Here is a 24,815-nt window from a genome sequence, read left to right on the forward strand (position 1 = left end):
CGATATTGGTGCTGAAGACCGGAATCGAACCGGTACGGTGTTTAAGCACCGCAGGATTTTAAGTCCTGTGCGTCTGCCAGTTCCGCCACTTCAGCCTATATTGTCCTACGCCATTCAGCCGGGACAACAAAATTAATTATAATCTAGGATATGATTTATGTCAACACTTTTCGCAAAAAATTTAATTCACATGTTATTATGGCATAAACAAAGGCTTCTAGTGCACCTAGAAGCCTAATTTAAACAATACTATTTAACCTGAATTTTTTCTTCCTCTACCTTTAAATTCTTGATTTTTCTTAACGTCTTGAAGCCTTTCTTCGCTATCCTTTAAAAACTTTGACATAATATCTTCAAAGTTTTCAGTAGATTGAGATGGCTTCTTTTTATCTGACACCCAATCAATTTCTACTGGTTTTACACTTTTCTTTTGAGGATTAGCTTGCTTAATAGATAAGCTAATTTTTCCATTATCATCAATTGAAATAACTTTAACTTTAACTTTATCTTGTTCTTTTAGATGTTGTCTAATGTCTTTTACAAAAGAATCAGCTACTTCTGATATATGAACTAATCCTGTTTTTCCCTCCACCTCAACAAATGCGCCAAAGTTTGTGATGTTTACTACTGTACCTTCTAAAATGTTTCCTGCCACTAAGGTCATGTTTAAAAGACTCCTCCTTAAAATTATATATATGTTATAAAATAATAACCTTTATTTTGAGTTTGAACTTCCATTACTATTATTGACAACTTTTTCTCCATCTTTAACTAATCCTAGTCTTTCTCGTGCCAATTTTTCTGCAAATTCATCTGTATTTATACTATCCACTTTTTGTTGAAGTAATTCATTCTCTTTTTCTAAAGCTTCAAGCTTATTCTGTCTCTCAGATACCTGTTTACTTAGTTTTTTAATAGCATTTTCTTGTCTTACTACACTAAAACAAAATATAGCAAGCAAAAAAACTATTACTATGTTTTTAAGGGTAATTCGTTTTGCCATACATATTCCCCCGATTTAAAATAATAATGAATCTTATACTCTATTTTAAATACAATGAGGTATATATTCAAGCTATTTTTAAATTTATTTACTTTTTTCAAATATTTTATAAATAATTATCTTACAAATATATATGAAATTTTTTATAATTACTCTCGAGCCTTTACCAGCTTTTCTTGCGCTACTTCTCTCGACTTTCAATATATATGAGCTTAAGGTTTTCATATACACTATAAACCCCAATACAATACCTATATATACATATAATCCTAGGAAGGCATAATTTGTATATAACAAAAAGGTGAATACTATTAATCCACAAAGCCCTCCAAAAAGTACATCTTCTATAATCACAATAGCCCTAGGAGCCCCAACTCCTCTTATTAGCCTATATCCATCAAATAATACTCCAGTTAAAATTCCGCCCAATATACTAAATAAAACTATATTATATTGGATACTAGTAGGTAATAACATGATCTCCTCCTACTTAAAAAGCCTTTTTAATAAGGCTTCCTTTTCTTTTTTTGCCTCTTTACTTGAATATACTATACTATAAACTAACCCTATTATCATTACATCTCCATTTTGTACATCAAGTTTATTCATTTTAAGTCCTTGTCCTTTTATAATTAACATTCCCCCGTTTGTATTTAGCTCTATTTTTTCTTCATCAAAGCTTAATACTTCCATTACCCCTGTCAAATCTAATCTTTTTCTATTTTCAAGATGTATAGAATTCTTATTTTCTTCAAGATTTAAATCTTTTCTACTTTCCATAATTTCTCCTCTTCATAATATTTCTATAAGAATATATGACTTTCATCTAGTGTATATTCTATTATAGTCATCTTTTATATGTGAAAATTTATAAAAAATAAAAAAAATGACCGAATACTAACTTTATATGAAGTCAGTACTCAGTCTATAATTTTATTCTTTATCTTCTTCACCTTCTAATATCTCATACAAATCTCTTGCTTCATCTTTTTTTACATGTTCAGAAACATTCAATATTTTAGCTTTTAACTTTTTATTTGCAAAAGTTATTTCTATAATATCTCCTTCTTTTATGTCAGTAGATGGTTTAGCTACTTTTCCATTAATAGAAACTCTTCCACTTTCACAAGCTTCCTTTGCAACTGTTCTTCTTTTAATTATTCTAGAAACCTTTAAATATTTGTCTAATCTCAAAATTAAATTCCTCCTATAATACAAAAACCCGAGAAATTCTCGGGTTCACAAACTACTATTTGCTAACTGTATCTTTAAATTCTTTTCCAGCTTTGAAAACAGGAACTGTAGAAGCTGGGATTTGGATAGTTTCCTTAGTTCTAGGATTTCTTCCTTCTCTTGCAGCTCTTTCTCTTGTTTCAAAAGTTCCAAATCCAACTAATTGGACTTTTTCTCCGTTAGCTAATGCTTCTTGAACACTTTCTATGAATCCCTTTAAAGCTGCTTCTGCATCTTTCTTAGTTAGTTTGCTTTTTTCTGAAATACTAGTGATTAATTCTGCTTTATTCACGATTACATCCTCCTTAAACATAGAGATATTTAATTATTACTGTAGTCTTTTTTATGTACAATACTACATTATCATATTATATACCTAGTTTTATACCTAGTCTATAGAATAATAGATATTTAATACAAAAAAGGCATATTTATGATTAAGTAGCAATACATTTATTTATTTTAATATATATATTCTCCTTAAAAGGCGGTTTTCCTTCACTATTATACTACTTTTTTAGTTTTTTTGCATCTTCCCACAACTTATTCATTTCATCTAAAGACATTTCTTTCATATCTTTGTTGAGTTCTTTAGCTTTTTCTTCTATAAAAGAGAATCTTTTAATGAACTTTTCTGTGGTTTTATTTAATGCAAGTTCTCCGTCTATATCAAGGAATCTACATATATTTACACAAGCAAATATTAAATCTCCCACTTCTTCTGTTATTATTTCCTTATTTTGCCCATTATATACTTCTTTTATTTCATTTAATTCTTCAATTACTTTATCCATTGCTTCTTCAACTTCATCCCAGTCAAAACCAACTTTTTTAGCTTTCTTTTGAACTTTATTAGCTCTAATTAATGCTGGTAGATTTCTGGCTATAGCTCTCATCTCTTCTGTAATACTATCTATTCCTTTTTCTTTCTTCTTTAGTTCATCCCAATTCTCTAAAACCTTGCTAGAAGTATTTATACTTTCTCCTCCAAATACATGAGGGTGTCTGTATATCATTTTATTACAAATTCCTTCTATAACATCATTTATAGAGAAAAACTCTTCTTCCTTTCCTATACTTGCGTGGAAAACTACTTGAAGAAGCACATCTCCTAATTCTTCTATAATAGCATCATCATCTTCGCTTTCTATTGCATCTATAACTTCATAACTTTCCTCTATTAGTGCAGATTTTAGACTATCATGAGTTTGTTCTCTATCCCAAGGACATCCATCCTCACCTCTTAAAGTTTCTATTATATTTACTAAATCATAAAAATCTTTTTTGTTGCCTAAATCTTTTGGTATATATATTGAAGTCAAATAGTCTATATCTTCCTGCCTATCTAATTCGTATAAAGGTATTTTTCTTATACTCTCCATACCCTTAATTCCAGCAGCTCTTACAAAGAATATCTGAGTATCATCATTATAATACTCAGAAAGTTTTAATTTAACCTCTGAAGCTATAAACGGGTTATATACTTGAGTTATTATGGTCCCTATTCTCTTGTCAAGAATTTGGCTATCAAGTTCAAAAGCATCAAGAATTTTTAAACCTTCTATTGGATCTATCTTTAATGCCTCCATCATAACGTCAACAAAGCTTACTGCTGGTATAATCTTGTATTCAATATTTCTTTCTTCACAAATATTTATAATATTAAATACTGACTTTTCTGCAACTAATGGATGCCCTGGCACTGCATAAACTAAATCTCCAATTTTATCATGCTCTTCTATTAAATCTTTAGCTATATTTTCGTATACTTCATCAAAAGATGATCCTTCTTCATATTTTGAATCATAGGTTTCAAACAAAAAATTTCTTTTACTTAAGTATTCTACTGTAGGATGCTTTTCCGTCCTTAGAAATATTCTATTACCATTTCCTAGCACATCTAATGTCCCTAATGTTAAAGCTTCTGGTGCCCCAGGCCCTAATCCAACTATTGTTATCATTAAATAATCTCCTCTTTTCCCTGTATATATTAAATTATAACTTAGGTATTTCTATTTAATCTACTCCTAATAATATCATAATTAAATACTCCAAAAATAATTATTAATGTTATATATATAATAATACCTAAAAATATTGAAATTAAGCAAGCGAGAGAAGAACTCTTTAAAATATATGCTAAAGGGATATAACTTCCCATTACTCCAACACTCATTATGATGGTTGCAAATGCTGGTTTTACCAATATCTCATAGAATGGAATTTTGACTGACATACTTGTCTTTAATGTAATTAAGTTTAATATAGAGGATATTAAATATGCAGATACACTTGCAATAACCGCTCCATATATATTTATTTCATTTATAGAAACCAAGGTATTTGTTATTACTATTTTAATAACACATCCTATGAATAAATTAATTACAGGCAATATATATTTCCCTATCCCTTGTAATATGGCTGTTGTTGTCTGTGCTAAAATAATAAATGGTATTGATATAGAAAGATATTTTAATATCTCATAACCTTCATATTTTCCTGGAAACAAAATCTGCATTATTGGCTGAGCTAAAAAAAATAATCCTGCAAAACACGGTAGTCCAATTGCAAAAGATAGCTTTAATGATATGTTTACTTTCGATTCAACTTCTCTCTTGTTTTTAAGAATAAAATTTTCTGCTATGATTGGAACTAAAGAGGCACATAAGGCTACAGATAAGGTTAATGGTATATTGGTTAATACAGCAGCCTTGCCCGTTAACTGTGCATATAATATGGTAGCACCCTTTTTATCAAATCCTGCCTCTAATAACCTCTGTGGCACTAATACAGAGTCTATTAAGCCCATCACGCTTCCTACAGTTGCCCCAAGAGATATAGGAATAGATATCTTTAGTAGTCTTGTTAATATCTCTGGATTAAAGTTAACTTTTTTTACTCCACTTTCTTTCCTAATCTTTCTATATTTAAAGAATAAGTATCCTCCCCCTAATATCCCTCCAGCTGTGGCTCCAAATGCTGCTCCACCTGCAGAGTATTCTATTCCTCTAGGAAGTAACAATATAGCTAGTCCAACTCCAACTAGGATTCTAGTGATTTGTTCTATTAATTGTGATATTGCTGACGGGGTCATATTCTGAAGCCCTTGGAAAAACCCTCTGTATATTGTCATAAAAGACATCGCCATAGGTGCAAATGCTATTCCCATTAAAGAGTAGTAGGCATTATCTTCCCATTTTAACAATGTTATAAGAGGTTTCGCTCCAAAGAATAAAAATAAACTAGTACCAACCCCTAAAATTATCATTAACAAAAAGGCTTCCTTTATAATCTCAAAGGCTGCCTTATCATTTCCAAGTGCATTATTCTCAGAAACCATTTTAGATATAGCAACAGGTACACCCGATGCTACTGCTATAAAAAACATATATAAAGGATATGACATTTGATAATATCCTACCCCTTCATCTCCTATTAACATAATTAATGGCCATCTAAAAAATATTCCTAAAAACTTTGCTAATATCCCTGCCATGCCTAAAATAATACTTCCTTTTATAAGGGATTGTTTCTTCATATAAAAACCTCCACATTGATACTGTTACTAATAATTTTTATTTCAATGGTGGAGGTATTATTCTACTTTAACATAAATAAAATCAATTTTTCTATTGTTCCATTTGTTTTCCTAAAAACGATGCAGCTGTTTCTGCAAGTTTCATTTCTAAATCTCCTAGTTTTTCAGAACTATCTTTAGAAAGAATGATTACGGCCCCAATAGCATCTCCCTCAGCAATTATAGGAGATATAACTTGATAATTATATTTGCCTTCTTCTTCGTCATTATAAAGTGGTATTACCTTACCTCCTCCTTCTCCTAATAGAACTGGTTTTCTATCTTCCATGACTTTTTCTAAATCATTAGATATTTTCTTTTCTACATATTCTTTCTTTGAACTACCACTAACTGATATAAAAGCATCCTTGTCAGCGATAAGTATTATATGACCTATAGATTGTTGTAGTGATTCTGCGTATTCCTTTGAGAAATCTGTTAGTTCACCAATAGGAGAATATTTTTTTAATATTACCCCACCTTCTCTATCTGTGAAAATTTCAAGAGGGTCTCCCTCTCTTATTCTCAAAGTCCTTCTTATTTCTTTTGGAATAACTACTCTACCTAAATCGTCAATTCTTCTAACTATGCCTGTAGCTTTCATCCTTAGCGTCCCTCCTATTTATATTTAAATTTTTTATTTACAATACTATTATTTTTCTAAATGAGATTTTTATACGTAAAAATGGTTATATTTATTTTTATTTACAGTGCTCATTGAATTTTGTCAATTATGGAATATAAAAAAAGGCATAATTAAAGAGCCCATGCAAATAATTGCAATGAGCTCTTTTTTATTAATTTTATAGTTTATCTTCGTAAGTTTTAACGTTAAGTTCTTTTTTCCACTCTTCTAACTTAGTATTATATGCTTCATTTTGTTTTTGTTGAGTTAATGTTTGAGTTATTTTATCTTTTACTGCATAAAATTCTTGAACTTTATCTTCGCTTTGAACATCAGTTACCTTTATTATATGATATCCAAATTGACTCTTAACAGGAGCTGATATTTCTCCTTCTTTTAAGTTCTTAAATCCATCCATAAATTCTTTAACATATTGAGTTGAAGAATAATCAATATGACCTAAACTTCCACCTGACGTTGCTGAGCCAGTGTCATCTGATTCAGCTTTTGCAAGCTCCTCAAAGTTTGCGCCGCCATTAAGCTTAGACTTTATTTCATCTATTTTTGCCTTAGCTTTAGAATCTTCCTCAGCTGTTGCTTCTGTACTAGCATCATTAAACTTAGCTAATATATGAGCTACTGTAGCTCCAGCACCTTGTGTATAAGTTGCTTTATTTGCTTCATAGTATACTTTAGCATCATCTTCAGTTACTGTTGCATCTTTAGTTATCTCATCATAAACCTTATTCATTGTTTCATTTTCTTTAATCATTTTCTTAAGAGCATCCATATCTAGTCCATAAGCTTTAAGAGCTTCATTTAATTTATCTTCTCCACCATAAACTTCTTTATATTGTTCTAATTGCTCATCTACCACTTTATTTAATTCATCTTCTGTTGGAGCAACACCTAGTTCATTAGCCTTATTTAATAGAATTTTTTGTTGAACTAATTGCTCTAATGCACTTTTTCTTTGTTCAGTTAAAGTACTTTTAGCAGTTTCATTGTTCTCATAATCATCCCCATACTGTTCTTTAAGTTGAGTGATTACAGATTGAATTTGCTGATCTACATCCCCTAGTGTTATCTTTTCACTTCCTACTTTTGCTACAACTGTCTTCTTTATAGCCTCTGGTGTTTTCTGTATCATGCTGCATCCAGCTACAGATACACCTATAACTCCTACTATTAAAAGTCCTAATATTTTTCTGAATTTTTTCAACTTCTCCCTCACCTTTCATTATATAAGTTAAAGTAAACATAACCTTAGTATAACAATATTATGTGTCAAATTCAAAACAATAAGAAAATATTTCTTTATCCTAAATCTTCAGTTAATGAATTTAATAACTCTTTTATATCTAACAACATATTTTCATTTTTAGCTTCATTAACTTTATACACAAAAGATGGTTTCTCTCCTAAGCGTATATAAACTTCTTTTTTGTAATTATCAAGTATTCTTTTGTAAACTGAGCTTTTAATCCTATCTCTGTTTTGGAACATGAAATGAATATCTTCATTTTTTTCCTTAACTTCTTCAACCCCTAAAGATTTAGCTTTGCTTTTTATATATGCTATATCCATTAAATTATATACAGGTTGTGGAATAGCTGAATATCTATCCTCTAGTTCTTCTTTAATATCATCATAATCCTCTTGATTTTCTATAGCTGCTATTTTCTTATATATAGATATCTTTTGTATCTCATCCTCTATATATTCTCCTGATATAAAAGCATCAACCTTCACATCTACGGTTGTTTCAATAGGCTCTTGTTCTATATCGCCCTTAATTAACTTTATAGTATCTTCAAGCATTCTGCAATATAAATCATATCCAACTGATGCCATATGACCATGCTGAGCTGACCCCATCATGTTTCCTGCTCCTCTTATCTCTAAATCTCTCATTGCAATCTTAAAGCCTGAACCTAATTCTGTAAAGTCTTTTAACGCTTTTAATCTCTTTTCTGCCACCTCAGTTAATACTTTATCCTTTTTATAAGTAAAATAAGCATAAGCTATTCTATTACTTCTTCCAACTCTTCCTCTTAACTGATAAAGCTGCGATAAGCCCATTTTATCTGAATCATATACTATCATGGTATTTACATTTGGGATATCAATTCCTGTTTCAATAATTGTAGTACACAAAAGTATATCATATTCTCTATTCATGAAAGCAACCATTTCTTTTTCTAATTCTTTCTCTGTCATCTGTCCATGAATTATTGTCACCTTGCCTTCCGGCACAAGATCAGCTATATATTTAGCCATTTTTGATATATCTTCAACTCTATTATAAACAAAGAAAACTTGCCCTTCTCTATTTATTTCTCTAAGTATAGCATCTCTGATTAGCTGATCATTTTGTTCAACTACATAAGTCTGAATAGGATACCTCTCCTCAGGAGGTGTCTCTATAACAGATATATCTCTTACTCCAGTTAAAGACATGTGAAGTGTTCTTGGAATTGGAGTTGCACTTAAAGTTAATACATCAACATTTTTCTTCACATTTTTAATTTTTTCTTTTTGGGTAACACCAAATCTCTGTTCTTCATCTACTATTAATAAACCTAAATCTTTAAACTCTATATCTTTAGAAACAAGTCTGTGAGTACCTATTAATATATCTACATTTCCTTCTTTTAAAGCCTTTAAGGTTTCCTTTTGTTGCTTTGTAGTTCTAAATCTACTTACCATATCAATCTTTATAGGAAAATCCGAAAACCTTCTCTTCATATTATTATAATGTTGATCTGCTAAAATTGTTGTAGGAACTAAAAAAGCAACTTGTTTCCCATCCATAACCGCTTTAAACGCTGCTCTTATAGCTACTTCTGTTTTCCCATATCCAACATCACCGCAAAGAAGTCTGTCCATAGGTTTATCTGATTCCATATCCTTCTTTATCTCTTGTAATGATGTTAATTGGTCAGGTGTTTCCTCATATGGAAATTCTTCTTCAAATTGATTTTGCCACTGTGTATCTTTAGAATATTTGTATCCCTTAAGGGTAGATCTTGCAGCATAAAGTTTTACTAATTCCTGTGCTATATCATTAATTGAATTTTTAACCTTAGCTTTAGCTTTTTGCCACTCATTTCCCCCTAATTTATTTACCTTAGGAGATTTACCTTCACTACCGATATACTTTTGTATCATATCTAATTGATCTACAGGAACATATAACTTGTCACCTTTGTCATAAAGTATATCTAAGTAATCCCTTTTATGACCACCTACTTCTATTTGTTTGATTCCCTTATATACACCAATACCATGATTTACGTGAACTACATAATCTCCTGGTTTTAAATCAGCAAAACTTTTTATTTTGCCTATACCTTTTTGTTTAGAAGGTCTTTTGGTAAGTTTTCTTTTAGCCTCTCCAAATACTTCTTTATCAGATATAACACATATTCTAAGGTCAGGATATTCAAAACCTTTTATAAGATTTCCAAAGGTTATAACAACTTCACCAAATTCTATAGAAGATATATCATCTTTGTATACACTCTCTATCCCTCTATCTCTAAGAGTTTGTACCAAACGTTCTCCTCTACTTCTTGTACCTGATAAAATAACTGTTTTATATCCTTTTTGTTTTTTATCTTTTATATCTTCTATTAAAAAATCTAATTGCCCTTGATAATTGTGAAGTGTAATTTGTGATATATTTTTTATATCTAAAGGCGCCAAAAATGTTCTTCCTTTAGTTAAAGCATCTATAGTAACAACTTTACTATTTTCAATCATGCTATTAAGGATATCTTTTCCTAACAGTAAATTCCCTTGTGATGGTAATATATCTCCTCTATACAAGAACCCTTCATAATTCTCTTTAAACTCAAAATATAAACTTTCTAATTTACCTTCACATCTCTGAGTATCGTCCATAATAATTAAATAATCTTCAGCATATTGGAATAGATTCCACGGTTTTTCATATAAAAAGGGTAAATAACTCTCAATAGTCTCAAAACTATAAGATTCCTTTAAACTCTCAAGATTACTTCTAATTATTCCTGTTAATTTCTTTACTATATCCTTTTCTTCTTTTCTATTTTCTACAACACTTTTAAACTCTGTCTCAATAGCCTCAACAGCACTATTTAAGACTTCTGAATTCACAATTATCTCTTTAGCAGGAAATACTTCTATCTCTTTAACCTTAGAAATACTTCTTTGCGTTTCTATATTAAAGCTTCTTATAGATTCTATCTCATCGCCAAAAAACTCTACTCTATAGGGGATTCCATATTGAGGTGGAAATATATCTAATATTCCTCCTCTTAATGAGAACTGCCCTTTTCCTTCTACTATATCTACTCTTTCATAACCACTTTCAATTAAAAGGTTTACTAGCTCATCTGTATTTACTTCCTCTGAGGTTTTTAGTTTAATAAAATGTTTTAAATATAGTTCCTTTGGAGTATACAAAGCAGCAAGACTATCCACAGATGTTACTATGATTTTCTTTTTGCTATCTAACATCTCTTTTATAACCTTGAGCCTTGCCCACCTTAAGTCTCCTGAAATAGCATCTATATTATAAAAAACTACTTCTTTTGCAGGTAAATAAAACACATCCAGTTGAAAAAGATTCAAGTCTTCATATAAGTTTCTAGCTTCAATATCGGAATGTGTTACCACTAATAGTGGCTTATCTTGAGTTTCATATATTCCATTAATAAAATAACTTTTTCCTGATTCTCCTAATCCATATACTCCTATAGGATAAATATCTTTCTCTATACTTTTTATAATACCTTGAAAATCCTTATAGGATTTCAGAGGTTCCATTAACCCCCCTAATCGCATGTCACTACACCACCATTCAAATACTTCTATATAGAAAAACTATTATATTTGTTCATTGCTTCAACTTCGTCGTTTTTAATTATTTCTTCAGTTGCTAAAGCTGATACTTCTATGACTTTTTGTAATTTCTCCATCTCTTCTTGAGAAAACTTTCCTAATACATGAGATACTAAATCTCCTTTAGGTTGTCCTACACCTATTTTAATTCTTGGGAATACATCACTATTTAGGTGTGCAACTATGCTCTTTATCCCATTATGCCCACCAGCGCTACCTTTTCCTCTTATTCTGACTCTACCAACTTCAAGACTTATGTCATCATATATCACTATTACCTGTTCATTAGATATCTTATAAAAATCTACTACTTCTCTAATACTCTCTCCACTTAAATTCATGTAAGTACTAGGTTTTAAAAGTATAACCTTTTCTCCAGATATCCTACCTTCCCCATACTCACCTTTAAATTTTTTCCTATTAATCTCTATATTATACTTTTCTCCTAAATAATCTATAGCATTAAATCCAATATTATGTCTTGTATTTCTATATTCTGCTCCTGGATTACCTAATCCAACTATTAAATACATGTAAATATCCTCCAAAATAAAAAATCAACTATATCTATAATATAATATTCATAGATAATAATAAAGAGACTTCATTCAAAGTCTCTCATAAAACTAATTTGTATTTTACAAGTGTGAGCACCAAATCCATGTTCTCAGCACCTCTTAATACTCTACAGCTAATATTATCTCCAATATTATGTTTTTTTATTATATTGTCTATATCATCAATACTTCTTATTTTTTGATTATCTAGCTCTATTATTATGTCAGTTGGTCTTATACCTGCATTAGCAACACTACTTTCGGGATATACCCATTCAACATATATTCCATTAATTCCTTCTTCATTTAATGAACTAGTTGCTCCTCCAATAAAGCCTAAATCCATTTTTTCAGCGTTACCAGTATCAATTATAGATCTTACTATAGATTCTAGCTCGCTTCCTCCAACTACAACACTTAATCCATACTTTGAATGTTTATCTATAAAGTCCAAAGAATTAATCCCTATTATGTCACCATTTAAGTTACAAAGGGGACCTCCATTATTCTCTTCATTTACAATTGTGTTATTCTGGATACTTTTAAATATCTTTTGTTCTTTGCTACTACTTGATGTATCTAGAGTTAAGCTGGTTGAATTAATTATTCCAGAGCTAACAAATCCTACATAATCATTTGCACTAGCATTTCCAAGGGAAACTACCCTGTCTCCTGCTCTTATATCCTTATCATTTGCAAATTTACTAACTGGATAATTACCGCCTTCAATTTTAATAACTGCTATATCTAATTGTTCATAAGAACCAATTAACTTAGCCACTTGTGTGCTAGAAGCCACTGAAGAAAGTTTAACATATATGTTACTAAAACTTTTTATAGAACTATAGCTTGTGACTATATACCCCTCATTATCTATAATAACTCCAGTAATATTTTGTTGATTATAGCCATTTTTCTTCAATTTATCAGTATCGTCCGATATGCTAACTAAAGATGGTCCAACCTTAGATATTATTTCAGATAAATAAACATAATTTAAGTTTTGTTCTTCTACTGTAATATCCTTTTTAATTGAACTAGTTAATCCTAATTCCTCAATTTTTTTATCAACTATCACATTCGATGTAATAATTCCTGTTGCTATAGAAACAGCTACAAGAGCTGCACTTTTAGAAAGTAATTGTATTGTATGCTTCTTTTTATTTCTTTTGAAACTTATAGGTGCTTCATCATTCTTATTAGTATAAGTATGTGAATATTTTTCATCTTTAGACATTTAGCACCTCACTTTAATTAGATTTTGATAGTGTAAAAGTAAAAACTACACCAGAATTATCTTTTTCATTTTCCACCCATATATCTTGACCATGTTGAGTGATTATTTCTCTTACTATAGATAATCCAAGCCCTGTACTCATTTTGTTAGTTCTAGATTTATCAGCCTTATAAAATCTATTCCATATATTATGTATCTCTGAATCTTTTAATACAATACCTTCATTAGCTACACTTATATAGATTTTATTTCCTTTACTTCTAGTAGTAATTTTAATATTTCCACCTTCATTAGCATACTTTATTGCATTATCAACAATGTTAGTTATAACTTGAATAATCCTATCTAAATCACCTAAAACAAAATCTCTTTTTCCTTCAAAAACAACTTCAACTTTAACCTTCTTCTCCAAAATCTTACTTTCAAGATTCATGACTACAGTTTTTATAATATCATTAATCTCAATTTCTCGTATTTTAAGTTCCATCTTTCCTGCTTCCATTGCTGATAAATCTAAGAGCTCATTTACTAATCTTGTAAGTCTTTGTATTTCATCATAAACAATCCTAAGATAATAGTTTTCTTTATCTTTAGGTATTACTCCATCTAAAATCCCAGCTATAAATCCCTTTATTGAGGTTATAGGTGATCTAAGTTCATGAGAAACATTAGATATAAATTCTCTTCTATTATTATCAACCTTTTCTAAAGACTCAGCCATAAAATTGAAAGATTCGGCAAGTTCCTGCATCTCATCTTTAGACCTTATATCAACTCGCTGTCCAACCTCGCCTTTTGCTAGTCTTTTTGCTGCTCTATTTATTTCATCCAATGGATCTATTAATATTTTCTGCGCTAACATATTTATGACAATTGCTGATACAGTTACTGCTATTATTGCAGATAACCAAATTATAAAATAGAACCTATTTAGTGGAGCTTTTATTTTCTCCAAAGGTGTTACCATTGCAATAAACCCATAATAATAGTTATTACTTATTATTGGCTTATAATAAATATAATCTGAAACATCGAGAAACTTGTTAGAATTAGTTCTATCCTCAATAGAATTTCCTTGCTTTAATTGTTCAATCTCTTCTGATGATAAATACATCTGTTGATACTTCATATTGATATAATTATCGTTTGAAACCTTATAAATATAGCCTAAACTATCAACTAAAATTATGTCTATTGACAAAGTATCTGAAACATTAGTAATAGCATAATTCAAATTGTTCACAGAATCTGTTTTATTATTTGCATAATAATCTGTAACAGCTGATGATATACGTTGAGCTTGCTTATCTAACAAGTCCTTTCGTTGATCAAAATAATATCCTTTAAACCAAAAGGATAAAACTGCCGCAATTATTGTAAAGGATAATGCTACAATTAAAGTTACTGTCACAAGTAGTTTAGATACTAAACTATTTTTCTTCATCAATTATTTCACCTCGAATTTATAGCCAACCCCCCAAACAGTTTCTATCTGCCAATTAATACCCTCTGGAAGTTTTTCTCTTAATCTTTTTATATGAACATCTACAGTTCTAGAATCTCCTGGATAATCATATCCCCAAACTTCACACAATAACTGTTCTCTTGTAAAAACCTTATTTTTATTTGATGCTAAATAATATAATAATTCAAATTCCTTAGGAGGCATTTTTATCTCTTCTCCTCTATAAAGAACGTTATAAGAATTAGCGTCAACATTTAAATCACTATAATCAATTACTTCTTTATTTGTTGAGTCAGTGTTGTACCTTCTCATTACAGCCTTTACCCTAGCTAATAATTCCTTAGGTTCAAATGGCTTAACTATGTAATCATCTGCTCCAAGTTCTAAAGCCAAAACTTTATCAAAAGTATCACCTTTTGCTGTAAGCATTATTACTGGCACTTCACTTTCTTTTCTTATCCACTTAAGAACATCTATGCCATCTACATTAGGTAGCATAATATCTAGTAGTACTAGATCTGGCTTATACTCCATAAAAGCATTCTCCACATCTTTCCCATTGTTTATTATTCTATTATCATAATTTGAACTATTTAAATACATTCTTATAACTTCGCAAATATTTTCATCATCATCGACAATTAAAATTTTACCTATTGTTCCTTCCATAAAAAAACACTCCTTTCATATTATTAATTTACCACAAGCTAAAATAATTAAATATAGATTTTAATAAAAGTTACAATTATTTAATGATGTTAGAAAAAATCCCCTTAGAAACTTTCTTCTAAGGGGATTGATTTTATACTTCAAATAATTTGCTTAATGGCTCTTCATCGTATATTCTCTTTATTGCTTCTGCAAATAAAGCAGCTACTGATAAAGATTTGAATTTATGTAAGTCATCTCTTTCAGGTAATTCTATTGTATTTAACATTACTAATTCTTCAATTGCACTAGAATTAATTCTATCTAAAGCTGGTCCTGAAAGAACTCCATGTGTACAGCATGCATATACATTTTTAGCACCTAAATCTTTTAATGCATTTGCAGCATTAGCTATAGTTCCAGCTGTATCTATCATGTCATCGATAAGTATGCAAACTTTACCTTCAACATCACCTATTATGTTCATGATTTCTGAAACATTTGCTTTAGGTCTTCTTTTGTCAATTATAGCTATTGGCGCATGCAATCTATCTGCAAATTTTCTTGCTCTAGTTACACTACCTAAATCTGGAGATACTACCACTACGTCTTCTCTCTCATCAAAGCCTTGTTCAACAAAATAGTTTGCTAAAATAGGTGCACCTAATAAATGATCAACTGGGATATCGAAGTATCCTTGTATTTGTGCTGCGTGTAGGTCCATTGTTAATACCCTATCAGCTCCTGCTGTAGTTAAAATATCAGCAACAAGTTTTGCAGTTATTGGATCTCTAGATTTTGCTTTTCTATCTTGTCTTGCATATCCATAGTAAGGAATAACAGCCGTTATTCTGCCTGCTGAAGCTCTTTTTAAAGCATCAATCATTATTAATAATTCCATAAGGTTATTATTAACTGGAGAATTAGTTGATTGAATAATAAAAACCTCTTGCCCTCTTACTGTTTCATTAATATCTACTGATATTTCTCCATCACTGAAGGTTCCTACCTTCGCACTACCCACTGGGACCCCTAATATGTCTGCTATTTCTTTGGCTAATTTTGGATGCGAGTTTCCAGTGAAAATTTTAATATTTCTTCCATGGGTAATCATTTTTTAGAAAACCTCCTTATTTAATTAGAATACCTCAATTTATTTCAAAAAGTGCTGTTTTATGTTACTTTTTTAAGCCCTTTTTATTGACCCAGCCTTCGATATTTACTTGTTTTGCTCTTGCAATAGCCAAGCTACCTTCTGGAACTTCTTTAGTTATAGTAGATCCAGCCGCTATGTAAGTATTATCTTTCACCTCAACAGGTGATACTAGATTTGTATTACAGCCTATAAATGAATTATCTCCAATTATAGTTTTATTTTTATTTTTTCCATCATAATTAACCACAACTGTTCCACAACCAAAGTTGCAGTTTTCACCAACCTCAGCATCTCCTATATATGTTAGGTGAGATACCTTAGTATTGTTTCCAATTGTAGATTTCTTTATTTCAACAAAGTCACCTATTCTAACTTTATCACCGATATTTGATTCAGGTCTTACATAGGCAAAAGGTCCTACAGTAGTATTGTCTCCTATTTTACTTTGTAAAATAACTGAACTTTGTATTTCAACTTCATTACCAATAATTGAAGAATCTATTCTAGAATTCGGGTAAAGTACACAATCCGTACCTATTTCAGACTTTCCTTCTAAAACATTGCCTGGATATATTATTGTATCCTGTCCAATAACAACGTCTACTCCTATATATGTATTACTAGGGTCTATTATAGTAACTCCATTATCTAAATGTTTTTTATTAATTACTTTTCTCATAATTACTTCTGCTTGGGCTAACTCAGCTCTTGAATTAACTCCAAGAGTCTCGTCGAATTCAGTAATAACTGCTCCAAGTTTTTTACCTTCAGACTTTAATATTGAGATTACATCTGTTAAATAATATTCCCCTTGAGCATTATTATTAGATAACTTTTCTAAAGCTCCTAAAAGTGCTTTAATATCGAAACAATACATACCTGCATTTATCTCATTTACCTTAAGCTCATCCTCGTTACAATCCTTATGCTCAACTATTCTCTCAATTTCATTTCCATTTCTTATTATTCTTCCATATCCTGTTGGATCTTGTATTAATGAAGTTAATAAGGTTCCAGTATTCCCATTTTCTATATGATTATCTAAAAGTTTTTTTACTGTTTCTTTTCTTATTAGAGGTGCGTCTCCAGTAAATATTGCAACTACTCCATCCTTGTCCTTCAAGAATTCTTTAGCACACTTTACTGCATGACCTGTACCTAATTGTTCTTCTTGTAGTGAATACGATACATTTCTACTTTCAGTAGCTTTTTGTACTAATTCAGCACCTTTACCTATAATTATATTTACATCTTCAATGTTTGCTTCTCTCATGGTGTCTATAACGTGATTAATCATCTCTTTACCACATACTTTATGAAGTACCTTAGGAAGATTTGATTTTATTCGCTTTCCTTGTCCTGCTGCTAATATTAAAGCACTTTTAAACATCCATTCCACCTCAACAATTTTTGCATATTAAAATAAAATTTTAATAATTTCTAAATGCATCTATTACATTATAGGGTATTAAAACTACTATTTCAACCTAATAAATATAATTAGAATTATCCCTAATTTTCTGAATTTTCAATAACAAACCACACAGTAAAAAAAGGAAGCACTGCCTCCTTTTTTACACGTAATTATTCCTCTACGATTTCTTCTACTTTAGCTTTTTCATATTCATCTAAAATAGCGTTTTGGATCTTTTCTCTGGTATCTGTATTTATTGGATGCGCTATATCCTTAAATTCTCCATCCGGAGTCTTTCTACTAGGCATTGCAATAAATAGACCATTTTGGCCTTCAATAACTTTAATGTCATGTACAACAAACTCATTATCAAAGGTCACAGAAACTATAGCTTTCATTTTGCCTTCAGCAGCTATTTTTCTTATTCTTACGTCTGTGATTTGCACTTCACTACACCTCCAGTTGTTTATTGTAGTTAATATTCTATAAAAGTTAGTAAAATCCTCTTTTTTGTAGAAAATTTAATATTTTTTTAACTTTAATTTTAATTTTTCTATTTATATATTTTTATTAGTCGAGGGTTGTAGATCAACCACGCCATTTTTGTCTACATTTTTTAAATCTATAATCGAATAATAGTTTTCTACAAGCTTTGTTTCAGCACCAATATGATCAACTAGTACCCCAATACCAACAAGCTCACAGTCAAACTCCTTAAGCAAATCATTAATTCCTTTTGCAGTTCCTCCACCTTTTAGAAAATCGTCTACAAAAATACATCTACTTTCTTTCTTTAACGACTTTTTAGAAAGAGACATTTGTTGAATTTTGCCACTGCTTCCAGAAACATAATTTATGGTAACTGTTGGTCCTTCTGTGACTTTATTGTTATCTCTTCTAGCTATTACTAATTCAACGCCTAAATTTTTAGCAACTTCATATGCTAAAGGAATCCCCTTAGTTTCAACAGTCACAACATAATCAACTTTTTCTTTTCCTAAATACTCTGATAATATAACCCCTGCCTTACCTATAATCTGTGGATTATACATAAGATCTGTCATGTATATAAAATTCCCTGGAACAATTCTAGATGGATCTCTTAAAAGTTCACATAATTGTTCTCCGAAGTTGTCCTTATTTTCTTCACTGATTCCATTTATAAATCTTATTCCACCAGCTGCTCCTGAAATAGTCTCAACTCTACCCATGTGTAACTTTTCTAAAACTTCTCTAACTATTACTATATCTTCACTAATAGTCGACTTAGCAGCATTTAATAAATCCGAAAATTTATTAAGTCCTATCACTTTATTAGGATTTTCTATTAACGATTTAGTAATAGCTACAACTCTACTATTTCTACTTAATTTTTCCACTCTAATCACCTACAATTTTTAATATAATTAACGAATTTTCTCTCTCTTAAACACTCTTAATATTCATATTTTATTCCATATTATAACCTTAATCAATACAATTTAATCAATTATTATGGATATTTCATAATTTATATAAAATTTCTTTTAATGTGATTATTTTTCATAGGTATATGTTAATACTTTCTCATATAAGAATTTATTCCAAATAACGAAAAAGAACACTCTTACGAAACAGAGACGAACTTTTTTCATTGATTTTGCATATAAATACATGTAAAGGTGTGTTCAATTCTGTAAAAATGTATATAATTAAATAATGTAGTTAACAAAAGGAGTTGATATTAGTGTCTTTTGATTTTTTAAAGGATAAGCATATGAAAGTGCATTTTATAGGTATAGGCGGAATAAGTATGAGTGGTTTAGCTGCAGTACTTTTAAACGGAGGATATAGAGTATCTGGTTCTGATGCAAAAGCATCTAAGATAACTGAGTCATTAAAGAGTAAAGGCGCAGAAGTATACATAGGCCACAATAGTGATAACATTAAAGATGCTGACCTAGTTGTTTATACAGCTGCTATCCCAAAGGATAACCCTGAATTACTAGAGAGCATATCAAAAAATATACCTTTAATGGATAGAGCTGAGTTCTTAGGGCATATAATGAATGGTCATAAATATAATGTAGCTGTAGCTGGAACACACGGTAAGACTACAACTACATCTATGATATCTCACATTACATTAGAAGGTAACTTGGATCCAACAATTTTAGTCGGCGGAGAATTGGACATCATAAATGGTAATTATAAAGTGGGAAATTCCGAATACTTCATCACAGAAGCATGTGAATACAAGGAATCATTTTTAAGTTTTTATCCTTTTATAGGAATAATATTGAATATTGATGCTGATCATTTAGATTACTATAGAGATATAAATCACATTCAAGAAACTTTCGAAAAATTTATAGATATTATACCAAACGACGGTTATATAATTGGTAATGCAGATGATGAGAGAGTAAATAAGGCAATGTCTAAAGCTGAATGTAATGTTATAGGTTATGGAATTGACAATGGAGATATTTTAGCTAAAAACATCAGCTATGATAATAAAGGCTGTGGAACATTTGATGTTTATAAAAATGATACTAAATTATTCACTTTATCTTTAAGTGTTCCTGGGAGACACAATGTGTTAAATGCCCTTTCAACCGTAGCTGTAGGTCTAATATTTAACTTATCAGATGATGCAATCATAAATGGTTTAAAAGCTTTTGGGGGTGCTCATAAAAGATTTGAATATAAAGGCGTTAAAAATGGAGTTACTGTAATAGATGACTATGCTCATCACCCAGTAGAAATACAAGCTACCTTAAGTACAGCAACTAAAATTCCTCATAATAAAACCTACTGTGTTTTCCAACCACATACTTATACTAGAACAAAAACATTATTTAAGGAATTCACAGAATGCTTCGACCATGCTGACGAAGTAATATTAATGGACATCTATGCTGCTAGAGAAAAAGATCTAGGAGAAATAAGTTCTAAAATCCTAGGTGATGCTTTAAGAGAAAAAGGTATAAAGTGTACCAATGTATCTTCTCATAAAGAAGCTTTAGATTATGTTAAAACTATAGTAAAAGATAAAGATCTTCTTTTAACTGTAGGTGCAGGAGATGTAGTTCAAGTTGGAGAAATGTTTTTAAATGAATAACCCTTAAATAATAAAACAGCTGTTTTCATACAGCTGTTTTATTATTTAAAAATATCTTTCATTAACCCTAATATTTCTCTCAATCCACCATAAATTTCAGTATACCACTTATCTTTTACAAAAATCCCTGAGAAACTTGCTTTCAAACCTAATTTATCACTAATTAACTTTGCTCTTCTAAGATGGAACTTGTTAGATACAATAAGAACATCTTTAAAATTTTTATCCTCTATTATCTTCTTTGAATTAACCAAATTTTCATAAGTATTTGTAGATTTATCTTCTAATATAAGTTTTTCATCATCTATTCCTTCATTTATAAGTATTCTTCTCATACATTCAGCTTCTGATATATTCTCACCTTCACCTTTACCACCAGAAAGGATTATATACTCTGAGTATCCCTCTTTATAAAGCCTACTTGCTAACATAGTTCTTTCATATAAAAATCTAGTAGGATTTTCTCCATTAACTTTGCAACCTAAAACTATAATAGCATCGCTTTTTTGTGGTTTATTAAAATAGTCTGTTGAGAATATAAAGGTTTCAGTTAAAATCAATAGAACTATTAAAGATCCAATCATTTTAAAAATTCTCTTCCTCATAAAGTTCTCCTCAGTAAATATTATTTTTTATGCTGGTTAATTGTTACCATTTAATTATACTTAATTTTTAAGGAATATCATAATATCTATTGATTTTTATATAGAACTATTGTAAATTGAATTTAAAATAAAACCATTTTTCCATGGTCAAAACTTAGGAGGAGTTTAGATGGCAGCAACAATTAGTGATATAGCTAAGGCAGCAGGAGTTTCTTTAGCTACCGTATCAAGAGTTTTGAACAATTCTGGATATGTAAAAGAGGAAACGAAAGAAAAAATACTTAAAGCCATTAAAGATTACAACTATACACCATCTGCTATAGCTAGAAGTTTATCAAAAAAACAAACTAATACTATAGGAGTAATTGTTCCTGATATCACTAATCCCTTTTATGGCGAGATGATACGTGGAATTACAAAAGTGGCAGAAGAGCACGGATTAAATATACTTTTATGGGATTCTCATGAATCAGTAGAGAGAGAAATTAAAAGCATTCAAGCCCTTAGAGAACATAGAATTAGAGGAATATTAATTACACCAACTTCTTCTGAAGATGATAGAAATGCTGAATGCATTAAAAATCTAGAAAACTTAGGAATTCCAGTAGTTTTAATAGATGGTCATTTAAAATATTCTAACTTTAGCGGCATATTTGTGGACAACATTCAAGGAAGCTACGATGCTGTAAATGCTTTAATTAGAGAACATCACAAAAAAATAGCCATAATTACAGGTAGAATGAATTCTAAAACAGCTCAAGAAAGACTTGAAGGTTATGAAAGAGCACTTTTAGAAAACAATATCTCCATAAACAAAAATTACATATTATATGGTGACTATAGCCTAGAATCTGGTTATAATTTAACTAAAGACATACTTTCAATGAAAGATAAACCTACAGCTATATTCACTTCATCAAATCAAATGACAGTAGGTGCTCTTAAAGCCTTGTCGGAACATAATCTTAAAACCCCTGAAGATATTTCTTTAATTGCTTTTGATAAAGTTGATATTTTTAATATATTGGGGTTAAATATTAGTTATGTAGATGGGCCAAGCACTGAATTAGGTGAAATTGGTATGAGTTTACTATTAGAATTTCTAAATTCTGAATATAATAACAAAGAAGAGAAAAAAATCACTCTAACACCCACTTTAATTTTAAAAGGATCAGAGAAGCTAATAAAAAAATAGAGATTTATTCTCTTTTCTTTTTAGAAAAACAGTAAAGCGTTTCCATAAAAAAAATAAAAACTTACGGAGGTATTTTATGATAAAAAGAGTTATTCTAATAATCCTAGACAGCGTAGGAATGGGAGCACTTCCAGATGCTGATAAATACGGAGATGTAGGTGCAGATACCATAGGTCATGTTGCTAAATTTAATGGTGGTTTAAAACTTCCTAACATGGAATCTATAGGACTAGGCTTAATTGAAGGAATACAAAATATAAATAAAATTAGTAATCCTTTAGGCTGCTATGGTAAATTCTATGAAGCATCTAATGGTAAAGATACTGTAACAGGTCATTGGGAAATGGTTGGAGTAAAATCTGAAATCCCACTACCTACTTATCCAAATGGATTTCCAGCTGAAATCATTAAAGAATTTGAAGAAAAAACAGGTAGAAAAGTAATAGGTAATAAACCTGCTTCTGGTACAGAAATATTAGATGAATTAGGAGAAGAGCAATTAAAAACTGGCTCACTAATAGTTTATACTTCTGCTGACTCTGTTTTTCAAATAGCTGCTCATGAAGATATAATTCCTATTGAGGAACTATATAAATATTGTGAAATCGCTAGAGAAATGCTTACTGGTGATAATGCTGTAGCTCGTGTTATTGCTAGACCATATCTAGGCGAACCTGGAAACTTTATCAGAACTTCAAACAGGAAAGACTATGCCCTACTACCACCTCATGCTACTGCTTTAGATAAGTTACAAGAAGCTGGCGTTAAAGTAATGGCTGTAGGTAAAATTGAAGATATCTTCTCTGGTAAAGGTATCTACTCTGCTGTTCATACCAAAGACAATATGGATGGCGTAGATAAAACCCTTGATTATATGAAAACTGAAAAAGAGGGTCTTATTTTCACTAACTTAGTTGATTTTGATATGAAATGGGGACATAGAAATGACCCTAAGTCTTATGGTAAAGGTCTAGAAGATTTCGATGTTAGACTTAAGGAAATCATGCAAAACATGGAATCTGATGATATACTATTTATAACAGCAGACCATGGATGTGACCCAACATATCCTGGAACAGACCACACCAGAGAATATGTACCTTTCTTAGCTTATGGAGAACCACTTAAAAAAGGCTATAATTTAGGAACTAAAGTAGGATTCTTCAATATGGGGCAAACTATTTGTGATATCTTTAATAGTGAAACAATAATAAACGGGGATAGTTTCCTTGGTGAAATTTTAAAATAATAGGGAGATGTTAAGATGGATTTAGATTTAAGAATAAAGGAAGCCGCTGAATATATATTATCAAAAAGTAAATATAAACCTGAAATTGGTCTTATTCTTGGTTCAGGACTCGGTGCAATAGCTGACGATATAGAAGATGCTGAATACTATGACTATAATGATATACCTCACTTTCCTGTTTCAACAGTAGAAGGTCATGCTGGAAGATTAGTAATAGGAAAACTTCAAGGTAAAGACGTATTAGCTATGCAAGGAAGATTCCACTTTTATGAAGGTTATAAGATGCACGATGTTACTTTTCCAGTGAGAGTAATGCATTTATTATCAGTAAAAAAATTAATTGTTACAAATGCTGCTGGTGCTGTTAATACATCATTTACTCCTGGAGATTTGATGTTAATCACAGATCACATTAATCTTTCTGGAGATAATCCTTTAATAGGAAGAAATCTTACAGATTTCGGAACTAGATTCCCAGATATGTCTTCTGCCTACGATGTAGACTTAAGAAATACAGTTAAACAAATAGCTACTGACTTAGGAATAGATCTTAAAGAAGGCGTTTATTGCATGATGAGCGGTCCAACTTATGAAACTCCTGCTGAGATTAGAATGATTAGAATAATTGGTGGAGATGCTGCTGGAATGTCAACAGCTCCTGAAGTTATAGTTGCCAAACATCAAGGTATGAAGGTTTTAGGAATATCATGTATGACAAATATGGCTGCTGGTATATTAGATCAACCATTAAGTCATGAGGAAGTTATGGAAACATCTGAAAATGTAAAAAGTAAATTTATAACTTTAATGAATAATATAATAAAAACTATTTAAAACATTTGCAATTTTCCACATATG

The 24,815-nt window shown here is 30.4% G+C and carries 24 protein-coding genes and 1 tRNA gene; 4 read left to right on the plus strand and 21 right to left on the minus strand.

Annotated elements, in window-relative coordinates; all coding sequences use genetic code 11:
• Positions 1-6 precede the first annotated feature (6 nt).
• From BUA92_RS14025 to purR, 20 genes are all read right to left on the minus strand, one after another.
• Positions 7-95: transfer RNA gene (locus BUA92_RS14025), tRNA-Leu, on the minus strand.
• A gap of 158 nt (positions 96-253) precedes the next feature.
• Positions 254-664 carry a S1 domain-containing RNA-binding protein gene (locus BUA92_RS14030; RefSeq protein ID WP_073020437.1) on the minus strand — a complete coding sequence of 137 codons (411 nt, stop codon included), beginning with the start codon at positions 662-664 and terminating at the stop codon, positions 254-256.
• Between the two features lie 51 nt (positions 665-715).
• A complete protein-coding gene (locus BUA92_RS14035; RefSeq protein ID WP_073020439.1) occupies positions 716-1,003 on the minus strand; it encodes an FtsB family cell division protein in 288 nt (95 codons plus the stop codon).
• A gap of 84 nt (positions 1,004-1,087) precedes the next feature.
• Positions 1,088-1,480, minus strand: coding sequence for a spore cortex biosynthesis protein YabQ (gene yabQ, locus BUA92_RS14040; protein WP_073020441.1), 393 nt, complete (start codon positions 1,478-1,480; stop codon positions 1,088-1,090).
• Between the two features lie 9 nt (positions 1,481-1,489).
• Positions 1,490-1,783 (minus strand): sporulation protein YabP, encoded by a 294-nt coding sequence (gene yabP, locus BUA92_RS14045; RefSeq protein WP_073020443.1) that lies wholly within the window; start codon positions 1,781-1,783, stop codon positions 1,490-1,492.
• Positions 1,784-1,936: 153 nt separating this feature from the next.
• Complete coding sequence (locus BUA92_RS14050) at positions 1,937-2,197, minus strand: RNA-binding S4 domain-containing protein (RefSeq protein ID WP_073020445.1); 261 nt, start codon at positions 2,195-2,197, stop codon at positions 1,937-1,939.
• Positions 2,198-2,252: 55 nt separating this feature from the next.
• Entirely contained in the window at positions 2,253-2,528 is a 276-nt protein-coding gene (locus BUA92_RS14055) for an HU family DNA-binding protein (RefSeq protein WP_021804417.1), read from the minus strand.
• Positions 2,529-2,745: 217 nt separating this feature from the next.
• Positions 2,746-4,197, minus strand: a complete 1,452-nt coding sequence (yabN, locus tag BUA92_RS14060; protein ID WP_073020447.1) for a bifunctional methyltransferase/pyrophosphohydrolase YabN — start codon at positions 4,195-4,197, stop codon at positions 2,746-2,748.
• A 41-nt stretch (positions 4,198-4,238) separates the two neighbouring features.
• A complete protein-coding gene (locus tag BUA92_RS14065; protein ID WP_073020449.1) occupies positions 4,239-5,777 on the minus strand; it encodes a putative polysaccharide biosynthesis protein in 1,539 nt (512 codons plus the stop codon).
• Positions 5,778-5,868: 91 nt separating this feature from the next.
• Positions 5,869-6,420 (minus strand): stage V sporulation protein T, encoded by a 552-nt coding sequence (gene spoVT / locus BUA92_RS14070; RefSeq protein WP_073020451.1) that lies wholly within the window; start codon positions 6,418-6,420, stop codon positions 5,869-5,871.
• 199 nt (positions 6,421-6,619) lie between these two features.
• A complete protein-coding gene (locus BUA92_RS14075; RefSeq protein ID WP_073020453.1) occupies positions 6,620-7,663 on the minus strand; it encodes a peptidylprolyl isomerase in 1,044 nt (347 codons plus the stop codon).
• A gap of 95 nt (positions 7,664-7,758) precedes the next feature.
• Complete coding sequence (gene mfd / locus BUA92_RS14080) at positions 7,759-11,271, minus strand: transcription-repair coupling factor (protein ID WP_073020455.1); 3,513 nt, start codon at positions 11,269-11,271, stop codon at positions 7,759-7,761.
• Positions 11,272-11,297: 26 nt separating this feature from the next.
• The gene (gene pth, locus BUA92_RS14085) at positions 11,298-11,861 is read right to left on the minus strand and encodes an aminoacyl-tRNA hydrolase (RefSeq protein ID WP_073020456.1); all 564 of its coding nucleotides are present in this window, start codon (positions 11,859-11,861) and stop codon (positions 11,298-11,300) included.
• A gap of 85 nt (positions 11,862-11,946) precedes the next feature.
• Positions 11,947-13,122 carry a S1C family serine protease gene (locus tag BUA92_RS14090; RefSeq protein ID WP_073020457.1) on the minus strand — a complete coding sequence of 392 codons (1,176 nt, stop codon included), beginning with the start codon at positions 13,120-13,122 and terminating at the stop codon, positions 11,947-11,949.
• Between the two features lie 13 nt (positions 13,123-13,135).
• Complete coding sequence (locus BUA92_RS14095; protein WP_073020458.1) at positions 13,136-14,566, minus strand: sensor histidine kinase; 1,431 nt, start codon at positions 14,564-14,566, stop codon at positions 13,136-13,138.
• Between the two features lie 3 nt (positions 14,567-14,569).
• Positions 14,570-15,256, minus strand: coding sequence for a response regulator transcription factor (locus tag BUA92_RS14100; RefSeq protein ID WP_073020459.1), 687 nt, complete (start codon positions 15,254-15,256; stop codon positions 14,570-14,572).
• Positions 15,257-15,389: 133 nt separating this feature from the next.
• Positions 15,390-16,349: a ribose-phosphate diphosphokinase gene (locus tag BUA92_RS14105; protein WP_073020460.1), complete on the minus strand. Its 960-nt coding sequence runs from the start codon at positions 16,347-16,349 to the stop codon at positions 15,390-15,392.
• Positions 16,350-16,413: 64 nt separating this feature from the next.
• Positions 16,414-17,781 (minus strand): bifunctional UDP-N-acetylglucosamine diphosphorylase/glucosamine-1-phosphate N-acetyltransferase GlmU, encoded by a 1,368-nt coding sequence (glmU, locus tag BUA92_RS14110; protein ID WP_073020461.1) that lies wholly within the window; start codon positions 17,779-17,781, stop codon positions 16,414-16,416.
• 194 nt (positions 17,782-17,975) lie between these two features.
• Complete coding sequence (spoVG, locus tag BUA92_RS14115; protein ID WP_021804406.1) at positions 17,976-18,251, minus strand: septation regulator SpoVG; 276 nt, start codon at positions 18,249-18,251, stop codon at positions 17,976-17,978.
• A 111-nt stretch (positions 18,252-18,362) separates the two neighbouring features.
• A complete protein-coding gene (gene purR, locus BUA92_RS14120; RefSeq protein ID WP_073020462.1) occupies positions 18,363-19,184 on the minus strand; it encodes a pur operon repressor in 822 nt (273 codons plus the stop codon).
• A 347-nt stretch (positions 19,185-19,531) separates the two neighbouring features.
• On the opposite strand from purR, the gene murC reads away from it, so the two are divergent.
• On the plus strand, positions 19,532-20,908 hold the full coding sequence (gene murC, locus BUA92_RS14125) for a UDP-N-acetylmuramate--L-alanine ligase (protein ID WP_073020463.1): 1,377 nt from the start codon (positions 19,532-19,534) through the stop codon (positions 20,906-20,908).
• Between the two features lie 41 nt (positions 20,909-20,949).
• Here murC and BUA92_RS14130 read toward each other — a convergent pair whose 3' ends face one another.
• Entirely contained in the window at positions 20,950-21,513 is a 564-nt protein-coding gene (locus BUA92_RS14130) for a YdcF family protein (RefSeq protein ID WP_073020464.1), read from the minus strand.
• A gap of 169 nt (positions 21,514-21,682) precedes the next feature.
• Between BUA92_RS14130 and BUA92_RS14135 the strand changes: the two genes are divergently transcribed.
• The 3 genes from BUA92_RS14135 (at position 21,683) to BUA92_RS14145 (ending at position 24,791) form a co-directional block, all read left to right on the plus strand.
• Positions 21,683-22,708 carry a LacI family DNA-binding transcriptional regulator gene (locus tag BUA92_RS14135; RefSeq protein WP_073020466.1) on the plus strand — a complete coding sequence of 342 codons (1,026 nt, stop codon included), beginning with the start codon at positions 21,683-21,685 and terminating at the stop codon, positions 22,706-22,708.
• A 76-nt stretch (positions 22,709-22,784) separates the two neighbouring features.
• Complete coding sequence (locus tag BUA92_RS14140; RefSeq protein WP_073020468.1) at positions 22,785-23,957, plus strand: phosphopentomutase; 1,173 nt, start codon at positions 22,785-22,787, stop codon at positions 23,955-23,957.
• Between the two features lie 15 nt (positions 23,958-23,972).
• On the plus strand, positions 23,973-24,791 hold the full coding sequence (locus BUA92_RS14145) for a purine-nucleoside phosphorylase (RefSeq protein ID WP_073020470.1): 819 nt from the start codon (positions 23,973-23,975) through the stop codon (positions 24,789-24,791).
• Positions 24,792-24,815 lie beyond the last annotated feature (24 nt).

The sequence above is a fragment of the Clostridium intestinale DSM 6191 genome (assembly GCF_900130055.1).
In the GTDB taxonomy this organism is placed as follows: domain Bacteria; phylum Bacillota; class Clostridia; order Clostridiales; family Clostridiaceae; genus Clostridium_T; species Clostridium_T intestinale.